Source organism: Actinoplanes sp. NBRC 103695, assembly GCF_030269485.1.
Classification (GTDB): domain Bacteria; phylum Actinomycetota; class Actinomycetes; order Mycobacteriales; family Micromonosporaceae; genus Actinoplanes.
The window spans coordinates 1-26,567 of sequence record NZ_BSTL01000058.1; the positions used below are offsets into that span (position 1 = coordinate 1).

At 71.0% G+C, this 26,567-nt stretch carries 25 protein-coding genes and 1 pseudogene; 25 read left to right on the forward strand and 1 reads right to left on the reverse strand.

The features are described from left to right. The first annotated feature begins 162 nt into the window (after positions 1–162). The 20 genes and pseudogenes from QSK31_RS46780 to QSK31_RS46875 all read left to right on the forward strand — a co-directional run bounded on the left by QSK31_RS46780 (position 163) and on the right by QSK31_RS46875 (position 21,085). Positions 163–1,356: a sensor histidine kinase gene (locus QSK31_RS46780; protein ID WP_285691643.1), complete on the forward strand. Its 1,194-nt coding sequence runs from the start codon at positions 163–165 to the stop codon at positions 1,354–1,356. Next, positions 1,353–2,093 carry a LytR/AlgR family response regulator transcription factor gene (locus QSK31_RS46785; protein ID WP_285691644.1) on the forward strand — a complete coding sequence of 247 codons (741 nt, stop codon included), beginning with the start codon at positions 1,353–1,355 and terminating at the stop codon, positions 2,091–2,093. The genes QSK31_RS46780 and QSK31_RS46785 overlap by 4 nt, the downstream gene beginning before the upstream one ends. A 185-nt stretch (positions 2,094–2,278) precedes the next feature. Then, complete coding sequence (locus QSK31_RS46790; protein ID WP_285691645.1) at positions 2,279–2,980, forward strand: response regulator transcription factor; 702 nt, start codon at positions 2,279–2,281, stop codon at positions 2,978–2,980. Further along, positions 2,974–4,014, forward strand: coding sequence for a sensor histidine kinase (locus QSK31_RS46795; protein ID WP_285691646.1), 1,041 nt, complete (start codon positions 2,974–2,976; stop codon positions 4,012–4,014). Before QSK31_RS46790 ends, QSK31_RS46795 begins: the two co-directional genes overlap by 7 nt. Positions 4,015–4,159: 145 nt before the next feature. Next, positions 4,160–5,887 carry a DUF4153 domain-containing protein gene (locus QSK31_RS46800; RefSeq protein WP_285691647.1) on the forward strand — a complete coding sequence of 576 codons (1,728 nt, stop codon included), beginning with the start codon at positions 4,160–4,162 and terminating at the stop codon, positions 5,885–5,887. A 41-nt stretch (positions 5,888–5,928) separates the two neighbouring features. Continuing rightward, on the forward strand, positions 5,929–6,312 hold the full coding sequence (locus QSK31_RS46805) for a DUF485 domain-containing protein (protein WP_285691648.1): 384 nt from the start codon (positions 5,929–5,931) through the stop codon (positions 6,310–6,312). Then, positions 6,309–7,955 (forward strand): sodium/solute symporter, encoded by a 1,647-nt coding sequence (locus QSK31_RS46810; RefSeq protein WP_285691649.1) that lies wholly within the window; start codon positions 6,309–6,311, stop codon positions 7,953–7,955. The genes QSK31_RS46805 and QSK31_RS46810 overlap by 4 nt, the downstream gene beginning before the upstream one ends. 89 nt (positions 7,956–8,044) lie before the next feature. Continuing rightward, entirely contained in the window at positions 8,045–8,671 is a 627-nt protein-coding gene (locus QSK31_RS46815; protein WP_285691650.1) for an SCO2207 family protein, read from the forward strand. Positions 8,672–8,751: 80 nt separating this feature from the next. After that, a complete protein-coding gene (locus QSK31_RS46820; RefSeq protein WP_285691651.1) occupies positions 8,752–9,531 on the forward strand; it encodes an ABC transporter ATP-binding protein in 780 nt (259 codons plus the stop codon). Beyond that, complete coding sequence (locus tag QSK31_RS46825) at positions 9,522–11,141, forward strand: ABC transporter permease (RefSeq protein WP_285691652.1); 1,620 nt, start codon at positions 9,522–9,524, stop codon at positions 11,139–11,141. The genes QSK31_RS46820 and QSK31_RS46825 overlap by 10 nt, the downstream gene beginning before the upstream one ends. A 40-nt stretch (positions 11,142–11,181) precedes the next feature. After that, positions 11,182–11,697, forward strand: a pseudogene (locus QSK31_RS46830) (flavin reductase family protein); the annotation flags it as partial. Between the two features lie 121 nt (positions 11,698–11,818). Next, positions 11,819–12,163, forward strand: a complete 345-nt coding sequence (locus QSK31_RS46835; RefSeq protein ID WP_285691654.1) for a DUF485 domain-containing protein — start codon at positions 11,819–11,821, stop codon at positions 12,161–12,163. After that, a complete protein-coding gene (locus QSK31_RS46840) occupies positions 12,164–13,849 on the forward strand; it encodes a monocarboxylic acid transporter (RefSeq protein WP_285691655.1) in 1,686 nt (561 codons plus the stop codon). It abuts the gene before it with no gap. A 68-nt stretch (positions 13,850–13,917) separates the two neighbouring features. Next, positions 13,918–14,892 carry an NAD-dependent epimerase/dehydratase family protein gene (locus tag QSK31_RS46845; RefSeq protein WP_285691656.1) on the forward strand — a complete coding sequence of 325 codons (975 nt, stop codon included), beginning with the start codon at positions 13,918–13,920 and terminating at the stop codon, positions 14,890–14,892. Positions 14,893–14,984: 92 nt separating this feature from the next. Next, positions 14,985–16,235 (forward strand): LCP family protein, encoded by a 1,251-nt coding sequence (locus QSK31_RS46850; RefSeq protein ID WP_285691657.1) that lies wholly within the window; start codon positions 14,985–14,987, stop codon positions 16,233–16,235. Positions 16,236–16,397: 162 nt separating this feature from the next. Then, the gene (locus QSK31_RS46855) at positions 16,398–17,561 is read left to right on the forward strand and encodes an LCP family protein (RefSeq protein ID WP_285691658.1); all 1,164 of its coding nucleotides are present in this window, start codon (positions 16,398–16,400) and stop codon (positions 17,559–17,561) included. Beyond that, positions 17,558–17,908 carry a rhodanese-like domain-containing protein gene (locus QSK31_RS46860; protein ID WP_285691659.1) on the forward strand — a complete coding sequence of 117 codons (351 nt, stop codon included), beginning with the start codon at positions 17,558–17,560 and terminating at the stop codon, positions 17,906–17,908. The genes QSK31_RS46855 and QSK31_RS46860 overlap by 4 nt, the downstream gene beginning before the upstream one ends. 129 nt (positions 17,909–18,037) lie before the next feature. Continuing rightward, a complete protein-coding gene (locus QSK31_RS46865) occupies positions 18,038–19,222 on the forward strand; it encodes a sensor histidine kinase (protein ID WP_285691660.1) in 1,185 nt (394 codons plus the stop codon). Positions 19,223–19,341: 119 nt separating this feature from the next. Next, a complete protein-coding gene (locus QSK31_RS46870; RefSeq protein ID WP_285691661.1) occupies positions 19,342–20,217 on the forward strand; it encodes a DUF5926 family protein in 876 nt (291 codons plus the stop codon). Between the two features lie 115 nt (positions 20,218–20,332). After that, positions 20,333–21,085: a glycoside hydrolase family 16 protein gene (locus tag QSK31_RS46875; RefSeq protein WP_285691662.1), complete on the forward strand. Its 753-nt coding sequence runs from the start codon at positions 20,333–20,335 to the stop codon at positions 21,083–21,085. On the opposite strand, the gene QSK31_RS46880 is transcribed toward QSK31_RS46875, so the two are convergent. After that, positions 21,063–22,274: an arginine deiminase gene (locus QSK31_RS46880; protein ID WP_285691663.1), complete on the reverse strand. Its 1,212-nt coding sequence runs from the start codon at positions 22,272–22,274 to the stop codon at positions 21,063–21,065. The two genes, QSK31_RS46875 and QSK31_RS46880, sit on opposite strands and share 23 nt — an antisense overlap. Positions 22,275–22,537: 263 nt before the next feature. On the opposite strand from QSK31_RS46880, the gene QSK31_RS46885 reads away from it, so the two are divergent. The 5 genes from QSK31_RS46885 (at position 22,538) to pheA (ending at position 25,884) form a co-directional block, all read left to right on the forward strand. Continuing rightward, positions 22,538–23,287, forward strand: a complete 750-nt coding sequence (locus QSK31_RS46885) for a hypothetical protein (protein WP_285691664.1) — start codon at positions 22,538–22,540, stop codon at positions 23,285–23,287. 86 nt (positions 23,288–23,373) lie between these two features. After that, positions 23,374–23,853, forward strand: coding sequence for a hypothetical protein (locus QSK31_RS46890; protein ID WP_502873126.1), 480 nt, complete (start codon positions 23,374–23,376; stop codon positions 23,851–23,853). 56 nt (positions 23,854–23,909) lie between these two features. Continuing rightward, entirely contained in the window at positions 23,910–24,299 is a 390-nt protein-coding gene (locus QSK31_RS46895) for an ACT domain-containing protein (RefSeq protein ID WP_285691666.1), read from the forward strand. Between the two features lie 36 nt (positions 24,300–24,335). Then, entirely contained in the window at positions 24,336–24,917 is a 582-nt protein-coding gene (locus tag QSK31_RS46900; RefSeq protein WP_285691668.1) for a hypothetical protein, read from the forward strand. A 13-nt stretch (positions 24,918–24,930) separates the two neighbouring features. Next, positions 24,931–25,884, forward strand: coding sequence for a prephenate dehydratase (gene pheA, locus QSK31_RS46905; protein WP_285691669.1), 954 nt, complete (start codon positions 24,931–24,933; stop codon positions 25,882–25,884). The last annotated feature ends 683 nt before the right edge of the window (positions 25,885–26,567 follow it).

The following is a 26,567-nucleotide window of genomic DNA, read 5'->3' on the forward strand; positions in this document are numbered from 1 at the left end:
ATCAGCCAGCGGAGCTCCAGGTTCAAGGGCGTCTTAGAGTGACCACCCTCTATACCGGAGCTCCGCTGCTCTATGCCTCAGACACGCCTTGACGATCCACCCGACCGCCTAACTGAACGGCGTTGGGGCTAGTCCGCGGCCCACGCATGGCACGATGCCCCGGTGAAGCCCGACCTACCGACCGTTCTCTCCGTGCTGGCGGCGGTCGCCGCGCTCGCCGGGGCGGTGGTCGCGGTACTGCGCCTGCGGGGGCGCCGGCGGATCGCCACGGCCATGCAACGCGCCACCTACGACGTGCTGCACACCGCGGCGCTGGCCGCCGAACCGCTCCGTGGCGGGCTCACCCCCAGCTCGGCCGGAAAGGCGGTCCGCCACCTGCGAACGCTGGTCGGCGCGGTCGGGCTGACCATCGCGGACGCCGAGGAGTGTCTCGCCTTCGACGGGCGGGGCAGCCACCACGGCGACCAGTTCACGGCGGCGGCGCAGCGGGCCGTGCAAGCGCGTCGTCCGGTCGTACTCGATTCCTCTGATCTGCCCTGTGATCGCATGGACTGCGTGGTGCGCGGCGCCGTCGTGGTGCCGCTCACCGCGGCGGACGGCCTGGCCACGGCGGCGCTGGTGGCCATCGCCGACGAGCAGCCGGCGCCGGGTCTGGTGCAGGCCACCCAGGAGGCGGCGCGCTGGGCCGGGTCGCAGCTGGCGCTGGCCGAGCTCGACTCGTCCCGGGAACGGCTGGCCCGCGCCGAGGTCCGTGCGCTGCGCGCCCAGATCAGCCCGCACTTCATCTACAACGCGCTGACCGCGATCGCCTCGTTCGTGCGCACCGACCCGGAACGCGCCCGCGAGCTGATCCTGGAGTTCGCCGAGTTCACCCGCTACTCGTTCCGGGCGCACGGCGAGTTCACCACGCTCGCCGAGGAGCTGCGCTCGATCGACCGCTACCTGACCATCGAGCGGGCCCGGTTCGGCGACCGGCTGCAGGTGCGGCTGCAGATCGCGCCCGAGGTGCTGCCGGTCACCCTGCCGTTCCTGTGCCTGCAGCCGCTGGTGGAGAACGCGGTGCGGCACGGTCTCTCCCGCAAGCCCGGCGTCGGTATGGTGAGCATCGAGGCGCGCGACGCCGGTGCGGAATGCCAGATCACGGTGGAGGACGACGGCGTCGGCATGGACCCCGAGGTGTTCGCGCCGGGCCGGCCGGAGACCGACGACGGCCAGCACGTGGGCCTGACGAACGTGGACGAGCGGCTGCGCAGCGTCTTCGGCGACCGCTTCGGGCTGGTGGTGGAGACCGCGCCGGGTGAAGGGACCAAGGTCAGCATGCGAGTGCCTAAATTCCACCCGGGGGTACGAGCGTGAGCTTGGTCGTTCTCGCTGTCGATGACGAGCCGCCTGCCCTGGATGAGCTCGCCTACCTGCTGACGGCCGATGACCGGGTCGCTCACGTGCATCGGGCCGGCGACGCGACCGAGGCGCTGCGGGTGCTCCGGGACACCGAGGTGGACGCCGTCTTCCTGGACATCCGGATGCCCGGCCTGGACGGCATGGAGCTGGCCCGGATCCTGCGCCGGTTCGCGCACCCGCCGGCCATCGTGTTCGTGACCGCCTACGACGACGGCGCCGTGGACGCCTTCGACCTGGGCGTCACCGACTACGTCCGCAAGCCGGTGCGCGCCGAGCGGCTGGGCGAGTCGCTGCGCCGGGTGGCCGGCCTGCGCGTCACCCCGGCGCCGGCGGTCAAGCGGGAGGACGAACCGGCCATCCCGGTCGAACTGGCCGGCACCACCCGGATGCTGCCCCGGTCGTCGGTGCGCTGGGTGGAGGCCCAGGGCGACTACGCGCGGCTGCACACCTCGGACGCGTCGCACCTGGTCCGGGTCTCGCTGGCCACGCTGGCGGACCGCTGGGCGGACGCCGGGTTCGTCCGGATCCACCGCAGCTATCTGGTGCAGTTGCGCCTGGTCAGCGAGCTGCGGCTGACCCAGTCCGGCTACGTGGTCGCGGTGGACGGCGCCGAGCTACCGGTCAGCCGCCGGCACACCCGCGAGCTCAAGGACCGCCTGATCAGGGCGGCCAAGCACGACTGGACACGCTGATCCACAACGTTGTCCACAGCCCTTGTGCGTTTTCCACATAGTTATCCACAGGCCGATTTGATCTCCACAGGTCCTTCACAAACCGGCCCCCGGATAGGCACGACCGGTCACTAAGGTCCCCCATGCAGGCCAGATCGGCGCACACGGGGGGTGCCGATCGGTCCTGGACCGATAGGAGTGGAGTCGTGAGCGCACCGGTCGAGCGGCGGGTCCTCGTCGTCGAGGACGAGCCGACCATCGCCGAGTCCGTGGCCGCCCGGCTCCGGGCCGAGGGCTTCGTCGTCGAGCTCGCCGCGGACGGCCCGTCCGCGGTGGCCGCCGCGGCCCGGACACCACCGGACGCGATCGTGCTCGACGTCATGCTGCCCGGCTACGACGGCCTCGAGGTGTGCCGGCGGATCCAGGCCGAGCGCCCGGTGCCGATCCTGATGCTGACCGCCCGCGACGACGAGAACGACATGCTGGTCGGCCTCGCGGTCGGCGCCGACGACTACCTGACCAAGCCGTTCTCGATGCGCGAGCTGGCCGCCCGGGTGCACGCCCTGGTCCGGCGCGCGGCCCGCACGACCGAGGCCGCCCCCGAAACAGCCCAGGACACGCTCCGGGTCGGCGACCTGGAGATCAACCGGGCCGAGCGCCGGGTGCACCGGGCCGGCGTCGAGGCACAGCTCACCCCGACCGAGTTCGACCTGCTGCTGCACCTGGCCGAGCGGCCGCGCGCGGTGCTGCCCCGGGAACGACTGCTGGCCGAGGTGTGGGGCTGGGCCGACGCCTCCGGCACGCGCACCGTGGACAGCCACATCAAGGGCCTGCGCCGCAAGCTGGGTCCGGATCTGATCCGCACGGTGCACGGCGTCGGGTACGCGCTGGAGACGCCGCGATGCTGAGCTTCCACCACCTGGAATTGCCACGGCCCCTCGACCCCGTCCGATCCATCAAGATCAAGATCGGGCTGATCCTGCTCGGCGCCCTCTTCGCCGCGATGACCTGGTTCACCCTGTGGATCGGCTGGCTGCCCTACTGGACGACGCTCACCGCGGTCGTGGTCGCGCTCGGCACCTTGCAGGTGCTGGCGCACGGGCTGACCTCGCCCTTGCGGGAGATGACCGCCGCGGCGCGGGCGATGGCCCAGGGCGACTACAGCCGCCGGGTCCGGGCCACGTCCCGCGACGAGGTGGGCGAGCTGGCCCAGGCGTTCAACCTGATGGCGGCGGACCTGGCCGCGGCGGACCGGCAGCGGCGCGAGCTGATCGCCAACGTCTCGCACGAGTTGCGTACGCCGATCACCGCCCTGCAAGCCGTCCTGGAGAACATCGTGGACGGAGTGGCCGAGGCCGAACCGCGGATGATGAAGGCCGCGCTCGCCCAGACCGAGCGCCTCGGCCGGCTGGTCGCCGAGCTGCTCGACCTGTCCCGGCTGGATGCGGGCGTGCTCGCCCTGGACGAGACCCCGATCCGGGTACGCCCGTTCCTCGACGACGTGATCCGCGAGGCCGAGGTGACCGCGGAGGGCGCCGGGCACGACGTCCGGTTCACGGTCACCGCGGCCGATGTGGTGGTGCCCGGCGACCGCGGCCGGCTGCACCAGGTCTTCGCCAATCTGCTGGACAACGCGACCCGGCACAGCCCGCGCGGCGGGACCGTGCGGATCACCGCCGAGCAGCGCGGCGACCGGCTGCTGGTGGTGGTCGCCGACGAGGGCGAGGGGATCCCGGCGGCCGACCGCGAGCGGGTGTTCGAACGGTTCACCCGGGGCGAGCGCGCCACCAGCGGCGGGACCGGGCTGGGCCTGGCGATCGCCCGCTGGGTGGTCCAGCTGCACAAGGGCACGATCGCGATCGCCGACCCGGCGCCGGCCGGGCAGGGCGGCTGCCACGTGCACGTGACCCTGCCCCTGACCAGCGGCGCCGCCTATAGGTAAGCAGAGCAGACGCCGCGACCAGTAGGCGCACGACCAGTGATGCGTATGTGTGCTCAGAGCAAAGGACCAGCGCAGGCACGTCTCGCCCGGACGGTGCCACGTCAGAGACACCGCACTCATGCACGACCGAGGAGATGAGCCGGACGTGACCACCGAACCCCAGACACCTACCAAGACCGCGGCACCTGCCAAGACCGCGGCACCTACCGAGGCCGCGACGCCTGCCAAGGCCGCGACGCCACAACCGTGGACGGCGCCGGCCGGGCAACCGCAGCCGGACCGCCCGGCCACCCCGCCGAAGCAGGCCGCGCCACCGGTCGTCGCGCCGGTCAACGGGCCGTGGCAACGCCCGGGGCTGTTCGGCGCCGCCTGGCCGGGACCGGGCGCCGCCACTACTCCAGCCGCCGCCGGCCTGCTGATCCTGGCCGCCCTGGTGGCCGCGGGCACCGTCACCGGGGGCGGCCTCGGCTGGCTGGTCGCCGCCTGCGCCGGGACGGCCGCCCTGGCCGGGATCCGCCGCCTGCCGCGGTCCTCGTCCACGGTTCCCTGGCCGGACCTGTCCGTTCACCGCCGTGCCGGCGGCCGCACCGGCGACCCTGCCCGGTACGCCTGGGCCGCCGCCACGGTCGCGCTGCTCGGCGTCGGCACGCTGCGGTCGGCGCCGTGGCTGTCCGTACTCTGCGTCCTCACCGCCGTGACCACCGCCGCGCTGACGCTGACCAGCGGCCGGTCGATGCGGGCACTGACGATGGCCGTGCTGATGTTCCTCGGCGCGCCGTTCCGGGCGCTCCCGTGGGTGACCCGTGGCCTGACCGCGGTCCGGCGCCGCCGGGACTCGGCGGGCTCGGGCATGCGGATCGCCGCCACCGTGATCACCAGCGTGTTCCTGCTCCTGCTCTTCGGCGCGCTGTTCGCCTCGGCCGACGCGACCTTCGCCCGAGTGCTGGAGTCGCTGATCCCGGAGACCGATGTCCCGTCCACGTTCCGCCACGTCTTCGTCTTCGTGATGGCCGGCGGCGCGCTGGGTGGCGCCGCCTACCTCCGCGCCACGCCGCCCAATCTCTCCGCTGTGGATGCCGAGACGCCGAAGCGGGTCAACCGCTGGGAATGGGCCATCCCGCTGGGCCTGCTGACCCTGCTGTTCCTCGCGTTCGTCGCCGTGCAGCTCACCGTCCTCTTCGGAGGGAGCCGGCACGTGCTCGACACCGACGGGCTGACCTACGCCGAGTACGCCCGCGGCGGCTTCTGGCAGCTGCTGATCGTCACCGGGCTGACCCTGGCCGTCCTCGGCGTCGCCGCCCGCTGGGCGCCGCGCGACACCCCGGCCGACCGGCTGCTGATCCGCTGCATCATGGGCGCGCTGGCAGTGCTCACGCTGGTCATCGTCGCCTCGGCGCTGCACCGGATGACCGTGTACGCCGACACGTACGGCCTGACCCGCCTTCGTCTGCTGGTCTTCCTCTGCGAGGCCTGGCTGGGCGTGGTCTTCGTGCTGGTGCTGCTCGCCGGGCTCAAGCTTCGCGCCACCTGGCTCCCGCGGGTCGCCGTGGCGATCGGCGTGCTGACCCTGCTGGGCCTGGCGGCGGTCAACCCGGAAGGTCTGATCGCCGAGCGCAACGTGGCCCGGTACCAGCAGACCGGCCGGATCGACAGCGAATACCTCGGTGGGCTCTCCCCCGATGCCGTGCCGGCGCTCGACAAGCTGGATCAGAAGATGCGCGACTGCACGCTCTTCTTCATCCAGCAGCGGCTGTCGTACGACGACGCCGGATGGACCGGCTGGAGCTACGGCAAGTCCGAGGCGCGCCGGCTGCTCGCCACCGACCCGGCGAGCTTCCCCAACGGCTGCCCCGCGACACGTCAGTTCGGGTAGCAACGCTTGACTTTGCCCGGGAGTCGATGAGACTCCCGGGCATGAGCGGCTCGGCGGAAAACGGCAGGCGGGTGCGGGTGGTGCTCGGCGAGGTCGCCGCCCGCCGTACGCCCACCGACCCGGCGCACGCCGACCTGGCCGAGCAGACACCGGTCGGCGAGGCGCTGGTCCGCGGTCTGGTCCGGGCCCAGCTCGCCCTCGCCCTGCGGATGGCCCTGGTCGTGGTCACCGGGCTGGGCGCGTTGCCGCTGCTCTTCGCGGTCGCACCGGAGATCGGGAGCCTGCGGGTCCTCGGCCTCACCGTGCCGTGGCTGCTGCTCGGGGTGCTGTCGTTCCCGTTCCTGTTCGTCGTCGGTTGGGTCTACGTGCGCTGGGCGGAACGCAACGAGCAGGACTTCACGGCGGTCATCAGGCGGCCGGAGTGAATCCTTACGTCGTTCCGGGGTTGGTGGTGGTGATCCTGGCGACGGTCGCGATCGGGGCGTACGGCCTGCGTTTCGCCCGGACCACCTCGGACTTCCTGGTCGCCTCCCGCTCGGTGAGCCCCGCCTGGAACGCGGCCGCGATCAGCGGCGAATACCTCTCCGCGGCCAGCTTCCTCGGGGTGGCGGGCCTGATCCTGCGGTACGGCGTGGACGTGCTCTGGTACCCGGTCGGGTTCGCCGCCGGCTACCTCGCGCTGCTGCTCTTCGTGGCCGCCCCGCTACGCCGCTCGGGCGCCTTCACACTGCCCGACTTCTGCGAGGTACGCCTGCGCTCGCCGCTGCTGCGCCGCCTGGCGACCGTGTTCGTGGTCTTCATCGGCTGCCTCTACCTGGTGCCACAGCTGCAGGGCGCCGGGCTGACGTTCACCACGGTCGCCGGCGGGTCGTACGTCTGGGGTGCCCTGCTCGTGGGTCTGGTGGTCACCGCGAACGTGGCGCTGGGCGGGATGCGGGCGATCACCTTCGTGCAGGCGTTCCAGTACTGGCTCAAGCTGACCGCTCTGGCCGTACCCGTCATCTTCCTGGTCCTGCAGTGGCAGTCGGACGGGCGACCGGCGATCGACCCACCGGGCGGCCCGGTCTTCCCGGCGGCGACCACGGTGACCTTCGACGACGCGGCCCGGATCACCCTGCCCGACGGGACCGTCGACGAGGTGGAGGCCGGCGCCGAGCGCACCTACCCGGCCGGGTCGCCGGTGCCGGACGTGGACACGGTCGACGACCAGCGCGGCACGGACTGGCTGCTGCCGGGCGGCGACGACAGCCTGTTCGCGACGTATTCGCTGATCCTGGCCACGTTCCTGGGCACGATGGGCCTGCCGCACGTGCTGGTCCGCTTCTACACCAACCCGGACGGCGCCAGCGCCCGCCGCACCACGCTGGTCGTGCTCGGCCTGGTCGGGCTGTTCTACCTGTTCCCGACGCTGTACGGCGTGCTCGGCCGGGTCTGGGCGCCGCATCTGCTGATGACCGGGCGGACCGACGCGGTGGTGCTGATCCTGCCCGAGGCGGCGCTCGGCGGCGGCACCCTGGGCCGATTGCTCGGCGCGCTGGTCACGGCGGGCGCGCTGGCCGCGTTCCTGTCCACCTCGTCGGGCATCCTGACCAGCGTCGCCGGGGTGGTCTTCACCGACGTGCTGCGGGCCGAACGGTCCGAGCGGGGCGGCTCGGTCCGCGACTTCCGGCTCGCCACGGTGCTGGCCGCGGTGGTGCCGATCGTGCTGTCGATCTACGTCGCGAACATGGACGTGTCCCGCGTGGTCGGGCTGGCCTTTGCGGTGGCCGCCTCGAGCTTCTGCCCACTCCTCGTGTTGGGCATCTGGTGGCGCGGGCTGACCGACGTGGGCGCCGCGGCCGGTGTGCTGGCCGGGGGCGGCGCCGCGATGGCTGCCGTGCTGATCACCGTGCTCGGACCTCCATTGACGGGCTGGCCTGCGCAGATGATCGGGCAGCCGGCCGCCTGGACGGTGCCGCTCGCGTTCGCGGTGATGATCGTGGGCTCACTGGCGACGTCCCGGCGGGTTCCGAAGGACGTCGGGGCGACCATGCTTCGGCTTCACGCTCCGGAGTCACTCCGTCTCTAAACTTTCTTTCTTGTGCGGTGAACCTCCCGTCGTGCTCCGCCCGTACCTCTCGGCGGTGGGAGCCTGATCGACGAAGAGGAGCAACACACATGAAGGCACGCAAGGTCATCATCGGTCTGGTCGCTCTGGCTGTGACGGGCGGCGCGCTCGCCGTCGGCACCGGGCTGAGCAGTGCCAGTGAGACCGGTCTGAGCAATGGCGGTGAGAGTTGCGCCGGACTGGACCAGGCCCTTCAGAACAACCTGAACTTCATCGCCGACCAGAAAGCCAACCCCGACGCGCTGTCGGACGCGCGCATCGCCAACCGGCAGGCCGTGGTCGACCTGATCAACCAGCGCCGGGCCGGCTGCCCCGGGAACGTCCAGGCCCAGCCCCCGGCCGCCGCGCCGGCCGCGCCGCCCGCTCAGGAGCAGCCGCCGGCCGCCGAAGAGCCCGCGGCGCCTCCCGCACAGGATGACGACGCCACGGGTGAGCAGGTCTGCAAGGGCTCGACCGTGACCCTGTCGGGCGAGGCCGGCGAGCCCTTCGCCTCCAGCGGCACCTTCCCGATCGGCACCACGCTGAAGGTCACCAACCTCGACAACAACAAGAGCATCACCGTCAAGGTGGCGACCCCGTCCGGCAGCTGCGTCCTGCTGAACAACGCCGCCTTCGAGCAGGTCCGCGAGCCGGGAAAGTTCCTCATCCGGCGCGCCGTGATCGAGCGGGTGGGCTGATCGGGGGCCACCCGAATCGAGAGTTCGGCCCGGACCAGCGGCCCTGGTTCCGGGCCGATCTCTATGGGTAGGTTCAGTCAATGACCGTGCCCCTGCAGAGAACGCCCGAGAACGACGTCGCGATGTCTCTGCGCGGACTGGTCAAGCGCTTCGACACCAAGCTGGCGGTCACCGGCGTCGACCTCGACGTCCCGGCCGGGTCGTTCTTCGGCCTGCTCGGGCCCAACGGCGCCGGCAAGACCACGACGTTGTCCATGGCCGTCGGCCTGCTGCGGCCCGACGCGGGCCGGGCCACGATCCTGGGGTACGACGTGTGGGCCGACCCGGCGGCCGCCAAGGCGCGGCTGGGTGTGCTGCCCGACGGCGCCCGGCTGTTCGACCGGCTGAACGGCGCCGAACTGCTGGCGTACAACGGGCTGCTGCGCGAGATGGCCCCGGACGTGGTCGACCAGCGGGCCCGTGAGCTGCTGGACGTGCTGGAGCTGGGCGTCGACAACCGCACGCTGGTGGTCGACTACTCGGCCGGCATGAAGAAGAAGATCGGCCTGGCCTGCGCGCTGCTGCACGGCCCGAGGCTGCTGGTGCTGGACGAGCCGTTCGAGGCGGTCGACCCGGTGTCGGCGGCGCTGATCCGGGACATTCTCCAGCGGTACGTGTCCGGCGGCGGCACCGTGGTCTTCTCCAGCCACGTGATGGAGGTCGTGGAAAAGCTCTGCGACCACGTCGCGATCCTGGCCGAGGGGCGGATCCGGGTCGGCGGGACGCTGGCCGAGGTGCGCGGCGAGAGATCGCTGGAGGATGTGTTCGTGCAGGTGGTCGGCGGGCGTACCGCGACCGGGTCGGAGCTCGCGTGGCTGTGAAGCCCAACAGGTCGAAGCCCAGCAGGTTGAAGCCCAGCACGTTCGTCCGCCTCAAGCTCCGCATCACCGCCAACGGACTGCGCGGCAGCACCTCGCGGGTGGTGCTCTTCGTCGTCGGCATCCTGTTCGGCATCGGCGGGGCGGTCGGCGGCTTCTTCCTCCTGGCGCTGCCCGGGTTCCTCGACGACACCCGGGTGGCCGGCATCATGCTGCCGCTGGCCGGCACCGGGCTGCTGCTCGGCTGGCTGCTGCTGCCACTGATCTTCTTCGGCGTGGACGAGTCCCTCGACCCGGCCCGCTTCGCGCTGCTGCCACTGAGCCGCCGGACGCTGATCACCGGCCTGTTCGCGGCCGCGACGCTCGGCATCCCGGCGATCGCCACCCTGCTCGCGAGCGGCGGCGTGGTGCTTTCCGCGGCCCTGCTCGGCGGTCCCGGCGCCGCGCTGGCGCAGCTGGTCGGCGTGATCCTCGGCCTGCTCCTGTTCGTCGCGGTCAGCCGCGCGGTGACCAGCGCGTTCGCCACCGCGTTGCGCTCCCGGCGGGCCCGCGACCTGGCCACCGTGCTGCTCGCGGTGACCGCCGCGCTGCTCGGGCCGTTGCAGCTGGGCCTGCTGGCCGGGGCGGAGCGGGCCGACTGGGATCGGGTGGCACAGGTCGCCGACGTGATCGCGTGGACTCCGCTCGGCGCCGCGTACTCGCTGGGCACCGATGTCGCGGAGGGCCGCGCGTGGGCCGTACCCGTCAAGATCTTGATTGTCGTGGTGTCGATCGTGGCGCTGCTGGCGTGGTGGTCCTCGACGGTGGAACGCGCGATGCTCGGCACCGCGGCGAGCGGGCAGCGGGCGGTCAAGGCCGGCGGCTCGCGCTCGGCGGTCGCCCGGCTGATGGTGCGCGGGCTGCCGCAGAACCGGTTCGGGGCGCTGATGTCCCGGGAGGTCCGCTACTGGTGGCGGGAGACACGGCGGCGGGCCAGCCTGATCACGCTCGGGGTGGTCGGCGTCTTCCTGCCGGTGACGATGTCGGTGAACGGCGGCGGCAGCGGTTTCACGGTGCTGTTCATCGGTGCGCTGGCCTCGATCAGCCTGGCCAACCAGTTCGGGTTCGAGGGCAACGCGTACGCCGCGAACGTCGTCGCCGGCGTGCCCGGCCGCACCGAGGTCCAGTCCCGCGCGGCCGCGTTCTCGCTGTTCGTGGTGCCGCTGCTGATCCTGATCGCGACCGTGGTGTCGGTGACGGCGGGGCATCCGGAGGATCTGGCGTCCCGGCTGGGCACCCTGCTGGCGGCGTACGGCATCGGGCTGGGCGTCGTCCTGCCGGTGTCGGTCCGTGGCGCGTACGCCCTGCCCAGCACGTCCAACCCGTTCGCGATGTCGTCCGGCGCCGGCCCGGCCAAGGGCCTGCTCGCGATGGGCGTCCTGCTCGCCGCGGTGGTCGGAACGGTGCCGATGCTCGTGGCCGCCTGGCTGCTCGACGACGGCGTGTGGCGCTGGGCCGGCCTGCCGATCGGGCTGATCTACGGCGGCGCCGCGTACCTGATCGGCTCCCGGCTGGCCGGCAACCTGCTCGACCGGCGCATGCCGGAACTGCTCTCCGCCATCACTCCCGAGTAAAAGAGCACCCCGAACCGATAATGGGAGCGTGAACCCCTTCCAACCGGGCGCCGAGATCCACTCCGACGACCCGTTCGCCACGCCCGACGCGGACAAGTCCACGGTCCGGCGGCTGCGCGGGCGGCTCGCCACCACCGTCACGCTGTGGACGACGCCGGGCCCGTCCGGCCTGACGGTCGGCTCGGTGCTGGTGGCCGACGGCGACCCCGGCCGGGTGCTCGGCCTGGTCGACGAGGAGAGCGACTTCTGGGATCTCCTGCGGGCGACCGGCCGCTTCGCGGTCACCCCGCTGACCGGCGCCGACCAGCAGCTCGCCGACCGGTTCGCCGGGCTGATGCCCGCGCCGGGTGGCCTGTTCGCGACCGGCGACTGGACCGACACGGAGTACGGCCCGGTCCCTGCGGACGCCGCTACCTGGGCCGGGTGCCGGGTCGACGCGCACCGGCCGTACGGCTGGGCCCTGCTGATCGAGGCCACGATCGCGACCGTCCACCTGGGCGAGGCCGCGCCGCCGCTGCTGCATCACCGCGGCCGCTACCACCGCTTGGCGCACTGACCGGGCCGCTCGGCGCACCCGCCGACCGGCGAGGGGTGACTCGCCTCACTCCTTCGTACCGTGCCGGGGAAGCCCGCCATGGCGCGGGCCAGTTGCCTGCCCCATGAAGGTGGTGAAACCGGTGACCACAGACGCGCCCGACGCGGCTGCCTCCGAGAAATATCTCGCCGTACAGAACTCCGAGGAGTTCGCGGGACTGCGGAAGACCCTGCGCGGCTTCATCTTTCCGATGACCATCGCGTTCTTCCTCTGGTACGCGCTGTACGTCCTACTGTCCGCATATGCCCGAGACTTCATGAGCGTGAAGCTGATCGGGAACATCAACGTCGCGCTCCTCTTCGGACTGCTGCAGTTCGTGACGACGTTCTTGATCGCCTGGTTGTACTCGCGGTTCGCCGCCCGCAGGGTGGACCCGATCGCCGACAAGATCCAGGCCGAGCTCAAGGCCGACGGGGAGGCGAAGTAGATGCAGTCGCACACGTTCTCCTACCTGGCGGCCGAGGCGTCCAGCTCGACCTCGCGCACGCTGACCATCACGCTGTTCCTGATCTTCGTGGCGATCACGCTGGGCATCACGATCTGGGCCAGCCGGCAGACCAAGACGGCCACCGACTTCTACGCCGGCGGCCGTTCCTTCACCGGCTTCCAGAACGGCATGGCGATCGGCGGCGACTACATGTCGGCGGCGTCCTTCCTGGGCATCGCCGGCATCATCGCGCTGAACGGCTACGACGGCTTCCTCTACTCCATCGGCTTCCTGGTGGCGTGGCTGGTGGCGTTGCTGCTGGTCGCCGAGTTCCTACGTAACTCGGGCCGCTACACGATGGCCGACGTGCTGGCCTTCCGGATGCGTCAGCGGCCGGTCCGTACCGCCGCCAGCGTCTCCACCATCGTGGTCTCGATCTTCTATCTGATCGCCCAGATGGTCGGCGCGGGCGCCCTGGTCAGCCTGCTGCTCGGCATCTCGCCGGGCACCACGTTCCTGGGTATGAGCGCCAACACCGCCAAGATCGCGACGATCATCCTGGTCGGCGCCCTGATGATCATCTACGTGACGGTCGGCGGCATGAAGGGCACCACGTACGTCCAGATCGTCAAGGCGTTCCTGCTGATGACCGGCGCGCTGCTGATGACGATCCTGGTGCTGGCGCACTACAAGTTCAACCTGTCCGCGCTGCTCGGCGACGCCGCCGCGCAGTCCGGGAAGGGCGACGCGTTCCTCAATCCGGGCCTGCGGTACGGCGTGGAGACGGCCGGGGACGCGGCGAAGACGTTCTACAGCAAGATGGACCTGCTCTCGCTTGGCATCGCGCTGGTGCTCGGCACTGCCGGTCTGCCGCACATCCTGACCCGCTTCTACACGGTTCCGACGGCTCGGATCGCGCGCAAGAGCGTGCTCTGGGCGATCGGCATCATCGGCGTGTTCTACCTGTTCACGCTGGCCCTGGGCTTCGGTGCGGCGGCGCTGGTCGGCGGCAAGGCGATCACCGCGCAGGACAAGGCGGGCAACACCGCGGCGCCGCAGCTGGCGCAGACCCTGGGCGTCGATTATCTCGGCGGCCAGACCGGAGGCGCGGTACTACTCGCGATCATCGCCGCGGTGGCCTTCGCCACCATCCTCGCGGTGGTGGCCGGCCTCACCCTGGCGTCGTCGTCCTCGCTGGCGCACGACTTCTACGCCAGCGTGGTCAAGCGCGGCAACGCCTCCGAGCGGGACGAGGTCCGGGTCGCCCGGATCGCCGCCCTGGTCATCGGCGCGATCGCGATCGCCCTGTCGATCTTCGCGCAGAGCCTGAACGTGGCGTTCCTGGTGGCGCTGGCGTTCGCGGTGGCCGCGTCGGCGAACCTGCCACCCATCCTCTACAGCCTGTTCTGGAAGAGGTTCAACACCTCCGGCGCGCTCTGGTCCATCTACGGCGGTCTGATCGCCTCGGTGTTCCTGGTGTTCTTCTCGCCGGTGGTGTCGGGTTCGGCGACGGCGATGTTCCCGGACAGTGACTGGCACTTCTTCCCGCTGTCGAACCCGGGCATCATCTCGATCCCGATCGGCTTCCTGTGCGGCTTCATCGGCACGATCGTGTCGAAGGAGACCGACATCAAGAAGTACGCGGAGCTCGAAGTCCGGTCACTGACCGGTCACGGCGCGCACTGACCGCAGCTCTGCTTAAGTACCGACGGGGACCGGGCCGCCACCCGGTCCCCGTCGCTTAGGGTTACGGCATGGCTGTCACGCAACGGTTCGGCGAGGGACATCGGATTCTGGTCAGCGGCGGCGCCGGGTTCGTCCCGTCGCACGTGGTCGATGGCCTGCTCGCCCGCGGTTGCGAGGTCGTGGCGCTGGACAACTTCATCACCGGCTCCCGGGACAACGTCGCCCATCTGGCCGGCAACGACCGGTTCACCCTCGTCGAGGCCGACCTGACCGACGGGATGCCGCCGCTGCCCGGCCGCTTCGACGCCATCCTGCACATGGCGTCGCCGGCCAGCCCGACCGACTTCGCCAAGCTGCCGATGGAGATCCTCCGGGTCGGCTCGATCGGCACCCTCGCGCTGCTCGACCGGGCCGTCGAGGACGCGGCCCGCTTCCTGATGGCGTCCACCTCGGAGGCGTACGGCGACCCGCTGGTGCACCCGCAGCCGGAGTCGTACTGGGGCAACGTCAACCCGAACGGCATCCGCAGCGTCTACGACGAGTCGAAGCGGTTCTCCGAGGCGGCCACCATGGCGTACCACCGCTTCCACGGCCTGGACACGGCCATCGTGCGGATCTTCAACACGTACGGTCCGCGGATGCGGCCGGACGACGGCCGGGCCATCCCCACCTTCATCGACCAGGCACTGCGCGGGACGCCGCTGACCGTGCAGGGCACCGGATCGCAGACCCGGTCCATCACGTACGTGGACGATCTGGTGCGCGGGATCCTGCTGCTGCTCGACTCGACCGAGACCGGCCCGATCAACTGCGGCACCGAGCACGAGATCACCATGCTCGACCTGGCCTCGCTGATCGTCCGCCTGGCCGGCAGCGACTCGGCGATCGAGCTGGTCGAGCGCGCCCCGGACGACCCGGAGAAGCGCCGCCCCGACCTCACGCTGGCCCGGAAGCTCCTCGGCTACGAGCCGCAGGTCGGCCCGGAGGACGGCCTGCGCCGCACGATCGATTACTTCCGCTCCCTGAGCATTTCATCTCAGTAGTGAACGAACTACAGAGAGTAATGTCTCCTTCGTTCGTGCCGAGCAGGTGTCGGTACGAGCGTTCTCTGGAGCATCCCTCGTAATCTGGGAACATGTCTGCCCCTACCTCTAACTACGGTCGGTCCTCCGCCGGCCGGGCCTCGGTGCCCGGTTCTGGAGGACCCCAACGGCCCGCCGGACGCGCCGGAGTGCCCAGCGATTACCGCCGGGGGCAGGCGCGCAACGACGATTGGCCGCCGCGCGCGGCACCGAGCGGCCCGGGCGGCCCGGGTCGCCCGCCGACCGGTCCGCCGCCGCAGCGGCCCGGCGGCTCTCCCTACAAGGGCCGGCGCAAGCCGCGCTGGGGCCGCATCGCCCTGATCGTCGGCGCCGTCGTGGCGATCGGCGGCCTGATCGCCGGCATCTCGCTCTACGGCTACGCCGACGGCCTGGACAAGGACCTGAAGCGGACGAACGCCTTCGACGACATCACCGACGGCCGGCCGGCCAAGGAGGTGGAGGGCGCGATGAACATCCTGCTGGTGGGCAGCGACTCGCGTGACCCGGACACCGACGACGGCAAGGGCAGCTCGTGGCGTGCGGACACGCTGATCCTCATGCACATCCCCGAGGACCACAAAGCCGCCCAGCTGATCTCGATCCCGCGTGACCTCTGGGTGCAGGTGCCGTCCGGCAACAACGCGGCGTGCGACTCGGGCCAGCGGGCGAAGATCAACGCCTCCTTCGCCTTCGGTGGCATCCCCCGCGCGGTCCGCACCGTCGAGTGCATGACCGACGTGCACATCGACAACGTGATGGCGGTCGACTTCGGCGGCTTCAAGGAGGTCACCGACGCCCTCGGCGGCGTGGACCTGCCGGTGGACTACTCGATCACCTCGATCCACAAGCCGTTCCGCAAGTTCAAGAAGGGCACCATGCACATGGACGGCGCCCAGGCCCTGGACTGGATCCGGCAGCGCAAGCAGTTCCCGCGCGGCGACTTCGACCGGATGCGCCACCAGCAGGAGTTCCTCAAGGCCCTGATGGACAAGGCGGCCAGCTCCGGCACGGTGACCGACCCGGGCAAGCTGAACGACTTCCTCAAGGCGGTCACGGCGGCGGTCACGGTGGACGACAAGTTCTCGCTCACCGACATGGCGGTCCAGTTCCGCAACGTCCGCAGCGACAACCTCACCTTCATCACCAGCCCCAACAAGGGCAGCGACACCATCGCCGGACAATCGGTCGTGGTGAGCGACAAGGAGAAGGCACTGGCTTTGTATCAGGCCGTGGCTGCCGACAAGATGACTGAGTGGATGACGGCTAACGAGCCCAAGAAGTCATCGAGCTCCGCGGGCGGCTGATCTCCTGGAACAGCGAGCTGCGGCGGGTCGGTGACTTATGTCACCGGCCCGTTCTGACGCAAATCCCTCGTGTCGTGAATCTGAAACAGCAGAGACGTACCGCTGAATCGATCATGACCATAAGGTGAACGCGTTTCGGAACCGACCGCACGGGGAGCCCGCATGTCCGTCCAGGCACCACGACGTCCCGCGTCAGCGCCTGCCGGTCCGCCGGTCGTCCCGCCCGCCCCACCGGCCCGCAAGCGCCGCGGCCCGCTCTGGCCCAAGCTCCTGCTGGTCTTCGGCATCGTGCTGGTGCTGGCCAGCGGCGCCGGGATCGTCGGCAGCCGGCTGCTGATCCACTCCGCCACCAGCGCCGTCACCCAGACCAACCTGCTCGGCACCACGAAGAAGACCGAGGCCGAGGGCGGCAAGGATCTCAAGGGCCCGATCGACCTGCTGCTGATGGGCGTGGACGCGCGCAAGCGCTGGGCGGTCGACGACATCCGCGCCGACACCATCATCGTGCTGCACATCCCGGCCAGCCACGACCAGGCGTACCTGGTGTCGATCCCGCGCGACACCGAGGTGACGGTGCCGGCGTTCGGCAAGAGCAAGTATTCCGGCGGCACCGCCAAGGCGACCGAGGCCTTCTTCCACGGCGCGCAGAACGGCGGCGGCTGGGAGGGTGGCGCCCAGCTCATGGCCCAGACGCTGAAGAACACCACCGGGATCAGCTTCGACGGTGCGGCGATCATCGACTTCAACGGCTTCAAGGGCGTGATCGAGGCCCTCGGCGGCGTGCACATGTGCGTCGACCAGCAGGTCACCAGCAAGCACATGAAGCTCGTCGACGGAAAGCCGATGTACCTGGCCGACGCCCGCAAGACCGGCAAGGCCACCAAACCGGTCGTGCACAAGGTCGGCTGCCGGGACATGGAGGGCTGGGAGGCGCTCGACTTCGCCCGCCAGCGGTACGGCCTGAAGAACGGCGACTACGACCGCCAGCGGCACCAGCAACAGCTGATCAAGGCGATCGCCAAGAAGGCCGCCGGCAGTGGCGTGCTGAGCAACCCGCTCAAGGTGAACCAGCTGATCAAGGCGGCCGGCAAGGCGTTCGTGCTGGACACCGGCGGGGTCTCGGTCGCCGACTTCATGTTCACGCTCAAGAACGTCGCCGCCAAGGACATGGTGCTGCTGCGGACCAACAACGGGACCTTCGCCGGCACCACCGGCGGCCGGGAGTCGATCACGCCGGAGAGCAGGCAGATGTTCGCGGCCGTACGCCGGGACCAGCTCGGGCCGTTCATCATGGCCAACCCGGGTGTCGTGGCCAAGGAGAAGTGAGCAACCCTAGGCTTGGAGCCGTGCAGATTCCCGAGGTTTCCCCCACCGACGTACCGGACGACGCCTACCTGCTCGACGTCCGGGAGGACGACGAGTGGACCGCCGGCCACGCGCCCGGCGCCCACCACCTGCCGATGATGGACGTGCCCGCCCGGCTCGACGAGATCCCGCTCGACGGCGACGTCGTCGTGGTCTGCCGGTCCGGCGGCCGATCCGGACGCGTCGTGGCCTACCTGGCCCAGAACGGCCGGGACAACGTCCGCAACCTGGACGGCGGCATGCAGATGTGGGAGGCGGCGGGTAAGCCGGTGGTAAGCGAGGACGGGCAACCGGCCCGCGTTCTGTGATAGATCGTCCCGGCGTGGGGTGATCTCACGATGGCGAACGTGTGACGTCCAACACTGTCAGGGCAATCCCGGTGGGAACCACCCGAAGCGCCCTGCCCAAAACAGCGGAAGCGAGGCAGACTCGCAGACATGCCGGAACGACCCGACTACGCCGCGCTGACCCGGGGTCAGATCGCGGTTCTCGACCGGCTCAACGCCGGTGAGGCGGGACTGCCTGTGCTGCACCAGGTCGTCCGGCTGGCCGAGGAGGCACTGGGCGGCCGCGGCGCCGGCTTCGCCGAGTACGCCGCCGACCACGGCCGGGTCATCGCCGCCACCGGCGTCTGCTCGCGCGCCCTGGGCCGCCGCGTCCAGCGCGAGGAGCGGGCCTCCGGCGACCGCACCCTGCTGATCCCCCTGGCCGAGGTGAACGACGAGTTCGCCCGCCAGGTCGAGGGCGGCGACCTGCACCACATGCTCGGCGCCCGGTGCGAGGCGGCCGGCGCCGTCGTCGGGTCGCTGCACGTCTACTTCGGCGCCGACCACGAGCCGACCCCCGAGCACCACGCGGTCCTCGAGCTCCTGGCCACCATGGTGGGCCGGCTCTACAGCTACGGCGCCGGGCTGCCCGCCCACGACGACGGCCGCCGCCAGGAGGACCGGGACCTCTGGGTCGCGGTGACCAGCCACGAGCTGCGGACCCCGGTGACAGTGATCAAGGGGTACGCGGACACGCTGACCAACCACTGGGGCTCGATGGGCGAGGCCGAACGGCAGGAGGCGGTGCGCATCATCGGCGCCCGGGCCGGTGAGCTCGCCCGGCTGGTCGACCGGCTGCTCTCCGCCACCAGCGAGGACGGCGAGGTCGGTGACACGCCCGCCGGCCCGTTCGACCTGGTGGAGGCGCTGCGGGCGGCGGTCGACGAGCTGCCCGCCTCGCTCCGTGACCGGGTCGCGCTCGACGAGCTGCCGGCCGAGCTGCCCAAGGCGTTCGGCGACCGGGACTCCCTGGCCACCATCCTCACCGAGCTGGCCACGAACGCGGACAAGCACGCGCCCACGGCCGCCGCGATCGAGCTGCACGCCTCCGCCGACGAGGAGACGGTCACCTTCCGGGTCGCCGACCGTGGCGCCGGCATCCGGCCGGAGCACGTGGAGAAGGCGTTCGAGCGCTACTGGCAGGCCGACGCGGGCGAGCACGACCGCCGGCACCCGGGCGCCGGCCTCGGCCTCTACCTGGTCCGCCGCATCGTGGAGCGGCAGCACGGCTGGGTGTCGCTGCGCCCCCGCAAGGACGGCGGCACGGTCGCCGAGGTGCGCCTGCCCCGCGGCTGACACCCGGCCTGCGCCCGCCCCACCGCCGGCACCCGGCCCGCGCCCGCCCCACCGCTGGCACCCGGCCTGCGCCTGCCCCCGGGCTGGGGCCGGTCGTCCGGCCGTTAGGCTGATTCGCCATGAGCAAGCGTCGGAAGTCAGCGCAGACCACCCCGAAGCGCGAGAAGGTTCGCGACATCTTCGTCGCGCGGCCGTTCGAAGGCCTCGCGGACGAGCCCGAGTGGATCGCGCTGCGTGAGCTGGTCCCGGCCGCTTCCGCGCCGCTCACCCTCAAACCCGAGATCACCGAGGAGTACGGCGACCGCCCGGTCACGCTCTCCACGGTGCTGCCGATGGCCTGGCCGGCGATGACCCGCCAGGACGGCCGGGTGTTCATCGGGCTCCAGCGGCACGTGCAGTCCGGTGACGTCTCCCGCGACCTGGCCGTGGCGATCCTCAGCGCCCTCGGCACCACCCCGGGCGACACCGTGGCCGTGCCGGCTCTGCCCGGTCCCGGCCCGCGGCTGCAGGACATCCTGGTCGACGGCCCGCTCGACATCACCCTGCACGACGGCTTCGAGTACTGGCTGGACGCCGACCAGGCCGAGGACGCGAACGTGAAGGCGTCGCTGGAGCGGGCGAACGCCTCGATCTACCCGACCGTCCGGCTCACTTCGGCGCACGCCGCGTACTGGTGCCGTGTCCCGGAGAAGTCGCACGTCCGCTGGGTGCTGGCCGAGCCGGAGGACGCCGCGCTGGACGCGCTGGCCCGGCTCTCCGCGAGCGGCGACCTGCTGCTCGGCGAGGGCACCAAGTTCGCCGGGATGTTCCGGGCGCACGGCGTGCTGGTTCCGGTCTGGGACCTGCCCCGCGACCCGGAGGCGGCCGACTGGGAGGCGCCGCTGGCCGCCTTCGCCAAGCGGTACGCCGACACGCTCTCCGAGACCGGGCCGCTCGACAGTGCCGCCCGCCGCGCCAAGCAGGGCCTGATCGGACGCCAGCTCACGCTCCGCTGACCCGTCCCCTCACGCTGGGCTGACCCGTCCCCTCACGCTGCGCTGAGCTCGTCCGCTCACCCTGAGTTGGTGCGCTCGTACTGTGCTAACCGGTTCGTCCTCCTAGGCTGGTCCGATGACCAGCCTGGAGGAGCACTTCACCGGCGACAAGCTGGACGAATCGGTCTGGTTGCCCTACTACCTGCCGCACTGGAGCTCCCGGGAAGCGTCTCGGCCGACCTACGAGGTGCGGGACGGCGAGCTTCGGCTGAGCATCCCGCCGGAGCAGGGTCTCTGGGCCGAGGGCGTCCACGAGACCCCGCTGCGGGTGTCCTGCATCCAGTCGGCGAACTTCTCCGGCCCGGTCGGCAGCACGGTCGGCGGCCAGCCGTTCCTCACCGATCAGCAGGTCCGCGAGCAGCAGGAGACGTTCTGGGGGTACACCCCGCACTTCGGGCACGTGGAGATCCGGATGCGCGGCGAGGTGTCGCCGCGGTCGATGGTGGCGTTCTGGATGTCCGGCATCGAGGACGAGCCTCGCAAGTCGGGCGAGATCTGCGTGATGGAGGCGTTCGGCGACGCAGTGCGAGCCTCGTCCACGGAGGTCGGGATCGGGCTCCACCAGTTCCGCGACCCGGCACTCACCGAGGAGTGGTCGGCACTCGCGCTGGGGATCGACATCGCCGAGTTCCACACGTACGCGGTGGATTGGCGCCCTGGATCTTTGATTTTCAGCCTGGACGGCGCGGAGGTCAGGCGGATCGACCAGGCGCCGGACTATCCGGTCCAGCTGGAGCTGGGTGTCTTCGACTTCCCCGGCAAACCGGGACCGGCCGACCACACGCCGGAGCTCGTGGTCAGCCACATCATCGGGTATCCGTTGACTTGAGGGGCGTGCGCTCGATCGGGCAGCTCATGCATCTCGGCCCGCCGCGGCCGGAGCCGAGTTCCGAGCCGCTGATCGCGATCACCTCGATGCCGGCCCGCTCCAGCTGCGCGTTGGTCTCCACGTTCCGCTCGTAGGCCACACAGACCCGCGGCGCGATCGCCAGCGTGTTGTTGCCGTCGTCCCACTGCTCGCGTTCCGCGGTGACCGGGTCCAGCCCGGTGTCGATGATCCGCAGCCGGTCGATGCCCATCGCCTCGGCCGCCGCGGTGAGGAACGGCCGCAGCGCGGTCACGTCCGGCTCGCCGTCGGGGCTGACCGTCACGGTCCACGCCTGGAGGCTGTTGGCGATGTTCGGGTACATCACCACCGCGTCCACGTCGACCATCGTGCAGACCGTGTCCAGGTGCATGGTGGCGCGTTCCTGGGCGATCGGCACGGCCAGGATGGTGTGCGCCAGCCCGGCCGCGAACACCCGCCGGGCCAGCCGCTCGGCGCCCGCTGGGGTGGTCCGCTCGCCGACCCCGACGGCCAGCACGCCGGGCGCGAGCAGCAGCACGTCGCCGCCCTCGACGTGCTCGAGGTCGGGCGAGAACAGCAGCGCGGTGCCCGCGAAGCGCGGGTGGTAGCGGTAGATCGCCTGGGTGAGCGTGGTCTCCCGGCTGCGCGCCGGCATCGCCAGGCTGGTCACCGCGACCTGGTCACGGACCCAGACCGAGGAGTCGCGGGTGAAGAGCAGGTTGGGCAGCGGGTCGATGACGAAGTCGAGCGGGTCCATCATGCGATAGACCAGACCGCCCGGTCCGGGCTTCATCTCCTCGTGGGCGAGGCCCGACATGAGCACGCCCGCGAGCCGCGTGTCGTCCTGGTCGGCGAGATAGCCCGCCACCCGGGCACGCAGCGAGTCGCCGAGCCGGCGGTCACGCAGCACGCCGGCGATCAGCTCGTCGCGGGCCTGCGCCACGGCCAGCGTGTCCGCCAGCAGTTGTCCGAGATAGAGCACCTCGACCCCGCGCTCGGTGAGCGCCGCGGCGAAGGCGTCGTGCTCCTCCTGCGCGCGGCCAACCCAGGGAATGCCGTCGAAGAGCAGGCTGTCGTTGTTACGCGGGGTGAGTCTTGCCAGCTCGGGACCGGGTCGGTGCAGCATGACCGTCCCGAGCCGGCCGACCTCACTGTCGACGAAATGGGCCACGGGTCGACCCTACTGTGACTTTGCGCGGAGATCACCAGCACATGATGCGTTCGCGTTTAGGGCACGCTAACTTGGTGGTGGCTTGTCCGACGTCCTTGGGGGATCACGGGGCACATGCACCATACGCACAAAGAGGCCGCGCGTGAATGCGGCATTCATCCCCCTTCACTCCGCTTTTCTCACGGCCCTATGTCTTCTTCCGTATGGGGTCCGACACATACGGTAGTGAAAAGAGAGCCGATGACCTTTTGCCGGAGGTCCCGATGACTGTCTTCCCCGCCCGTCCCGCATTGCCGATGACCCCTTCCAAGGCACTCGCACCGGTCGATCGCACCAGGCCGACGAGCGCCCCACCTGCCGACCTCGAGTCGCAGCGGACCAGCCCCACCGAGTGGGCTCGTCGCCGCCGCGCCGTCAAGGAAGCACGTCGGATCGAGGCAGCAGGTGCGCGTGCACTGACCCGCCTCGACCGTCTCGGCCCGACCTGGCACATCGTGGACTGGCCGCGCACTGACTACGCGCAGAGCTACCACGAGCCCGACCCCGCCGACGACCGTGCCGGTTTCCTGGCCATCGGTCCGGGTGGCGTCTACGCCGTGACCGTCGCCGATCATGGCCGCGCCCGGGTGCTCATCGCCGGTGACGTGGTGCAGATCAACGGCAAGCGGCCCGCGTACGTCGCGGAGGCCCGCCGGGACGCCAAGCGCGCCGGGCGGGCGATGTCCGCGGCGGTCGGTCTCACCGTCCCGGTCAATCCCGTGCTGGCATTCGTCGGCTCCGGCGTGATCAGCGTGCACGGCCTGCCCAAGGACTGCCTGGTGGCGACCCACCGCGAGCTCGACCGGCTGCTCATCGCCGGTGGTTCGCGGATCTCCCCGAGCACCGCGGCCAAGCTCAGCAAGGTGGCCGAGAGCCCGAACACGTGGTCGAACGCGCCGTATCGTCCGGCCGGCGAGTACCGCTGGTACCCCGACGGACAAACGGCCGCTGACAAGCGCGCGACCCGCCGGTAACGTTCCACCCGAAGTACCGTTCGTAGCCGCAGGGCTGCGAGGCCGCGGCGCGGCCGGTCAGACGACCGGCCGCCGCCCGGCGGTAGATGAGGGAGGTGCGGGTGGCGCACGTCGAGCTCTCGTTGTCGGGGGCGTTCGTGCCGCAGGCGCGTACGCCGGCCGAGTCCGAGTTCATGGCCAATGTCGACCGCTGGACCAACACGGTCGCCGGTGCGGTGGAGCCGTGCCTGGTCATCGATGTGGCAACCACCATCCGGGCGATCTCGCCGTCCTGCTCCGAACTGCTCGGCCTGGGCAAGCCGGCCGACGCGGTCGGCACCTCGCTGCTCGGCAACATGCTGCGGCTGATCGACTTCACCGCCGGCGGTGGTGACCTCGAGGAGCCCGAGCTGGAGAAGATCCCGCCGTTGCTGGCCATCAAGAGCCAGCGCCTGGCCCGGGGACTGATGCGCGTGCAGACCGGCGGGGACGAGGCGCATCTCACCGTGGACGCGATCGCGACCCCGCTCACCGAGAACGATCAGGTTGTCGCCTCACTCACGTTCTTCTCCCCCGTGCGGTACTGAAACCGGGCATCCGAAGTTCATTCGCATCCGGCTGATCCGGCCCGTACTCTCGGGTGATGCTCGATCTTGACCTGCTGCCCGGGGAGTACGCGGTGTGCCGGCTGCCCGCCGGGACCGCCCTGCCCGATTCCCTGAGCCGCGGTCTCGACGACAAGAGCGTCGTGTCGGTGACCTGGGCGCCGGACGAGACCTCGATCATCTGCCCGGCCGGGCTGGTGCCGCCGGACGCCTCCGCCGAAAGCCCGTGGCGCTGCCTGCGGGTGGTCGGCCCGCTCGACTTCGCGCTGGTCGGCGTGCTGGCGTCGCTGGTCGGCCCGCTCGCCGACGCCCGGGTCAGCGTGGTCACCTTCTCCACCTACGACACCGATTACGTGCTCGTGCCGACGGTCCGGCTGCCTGATGCGAAGGACGCCCTCGCCCGCGCCGGGCACCGTATCGCTGAGTGATTCAATCGACACCGATCTAGGCCTACGATGGTCCGCGTGTTGCGTCCCGCTCCCACGCTCCTGGTGGCCATGATCGGCACGGCGATGCTCGCGAGCTGCGGCACGCCGCCCAAACCGCTGCCCTCGGCGCCCCCGACCCCGGCCCTCAGCGGCGGTCTGAGCTCCTCCGGCGCGGTGCCGTCGCTGCCCGGCGTGCCACCCACCGGGGCGTACCCGACCGGGGCGTACCCCACGAACCCCATGCCCGGCGCGACCTTTCCCACCCAGCCCACCTACACCCCGCCGACCTATACGACACCCACCACCACGCCGCCGCCGAGCCCGGCACCGGTCTGCGGCGGCTCGCCGACCAAACAGCAGGTCCTGAACGCGGTGAAGGGCAAACCCGGCATACCGACCAAGCCGCTCGAGGTGCGGTACGGGCCGTACTGCGCCGGTGGCTGGCAGTTCACCATCCTGGGCATCGTCGGCCAGGACGAGGACGAGGTCGACCCGCTGCTGCTGCTCACCAAGGGCCGGCCGACGTCACTGCGGGTGGTCGCCGCCGGCGCGGACGTCTGCGACGGGCTCGACAGCGGCGCCCCGGCGGGCATCAAGGTGCGTGCCTGCGGCACGTGAGAGGGTGGACGCCATGCCCGGTACACCTGGAACGCGCTTCGTCTACCTCGGGCCGGAGGGCACCTTCACCGAGCAGGCCCTGCGCACGCTGAGCGCCGCCGAGCACGGCGTGCGCACGCCGGCCCGCAGCGTTCCCGAGGCCCTGGAGGCGGTGCGTTCCGGCGCGGCCGACGCGGCCCTGGTCCCGCTGGAGAACTCGGTGGGCGGCGCCGTCACGGTCACCCTCGACGAGCTGGCCGTCGGCAGCCCACTGATGATCACCCGCGAGGTGGTCATTCCAGTCGAGTTCCAGCTCGCGGCGCCGACGCTGATCCCGCTGGAACAGATCCGGACGGTCGCGGCCCACCCCCAGGCGTCCGCCCAGTGCCGCAACTGGCTGCTGGCCAACATGCCCGACGCCACCGTGGTCGACGTCCTCTCCAACGCAGCGGCCGCGATCAGCGCCGCCGCCGGCGAGTACGACGCGGCGATCTGCGCGCCCATCGGCGTACCCCGCAACAACCTGACCGTGCTCGCCGACAAGATCTCCGACCGAGCCGACGCCGTGACCCGCTTCGCGCTGCTCACCCGCCCCGCGGCCCCCGCCGAGCCGACCGGCGACGACATCACCTCCTTGGCCGTGTCCATCCGCCACGACCAGGTCGGCGCCCTGCTCGCCGTCCTCACCGAGCTGTCGGTCCGCGGCATCAACCTGAGCCGCATCGAGTCCCGCCCCACCGGCGAGCAGCTCGGCACGTACGTCTTCTTCCTGGACTGCACCGGCCACATCGCCGAATCCCGCATGGGCGAGGCCCTCCAGGGCTTGCGCCGCATCTGCGCCGACGTGCGCTTCCTCGGCAGTTTCGCCCGCCACCGCTGGTCCACGGCCGCGGCCGCCGAACCCCTGCCCACCACGGCCGGCCTCACCGACGCCGACTTCGCCGACAGCGCCGCCTGGCTGAACCGCCTCCGCACCGCCGGCGCTTAGCCGGCCGCTTTCCCGGCGCCAGCCGCTCGCCTTCCCGACGCCAGCCTCTCGCCAGCCCCTCGCGTTTCCCGACGCCAGCCCCTCGTTCTCCCGGCGCCAGCACCTTGCTTTCGACGCTGGACAGCTTTCCGCGTGGAGGTCGGTCTGGTCTTGCTGCCGACGTTTCCGCTGGGTATCGGGTCGGGCCGGGTTGCCAGGCGGCCCGGTGCCTTGCCAAGGTCGCTGCCGCCACCATCGCGTGGCGGCGAGTCCATGCGGGTGTGCCAGGCGCCCGGGTGCCCGCTCGCCGTTGCTGCCGCCGCCCGCGGTCGCTGCGAGGTTTCGCTTGGGCGCGCCAGGCGCCCGGGTGCCCACCCGCCGTTATTGCCGCCGCCCGCGGTCGCTGCGAGGTTTCGCTTGGGCGCGCCAGGCGCCCGGGTGCCCACTCACCGTTGCTGCCGCCGCCCGCGGTCGCTGCGAGGTTTCGCTTGGGCGCGCCAGGCGCCCGGGTGCCCACTCACCGTTGCTGCCGCCGCCCGCGGTCGCTGCGAGGTTTCGCTTGGGCGCGCCAGGCGCCGGTCGCGTCCACCGAAGTGGTGTATGACCTGCAGTTTTGCAGTGATGAGAGGCGGCCATCGCAGATCCTTCGGATTGTCTAGATCACGAAGGAGAGACCTGCGATGGCCGTAGAACCGAGTTTGAAC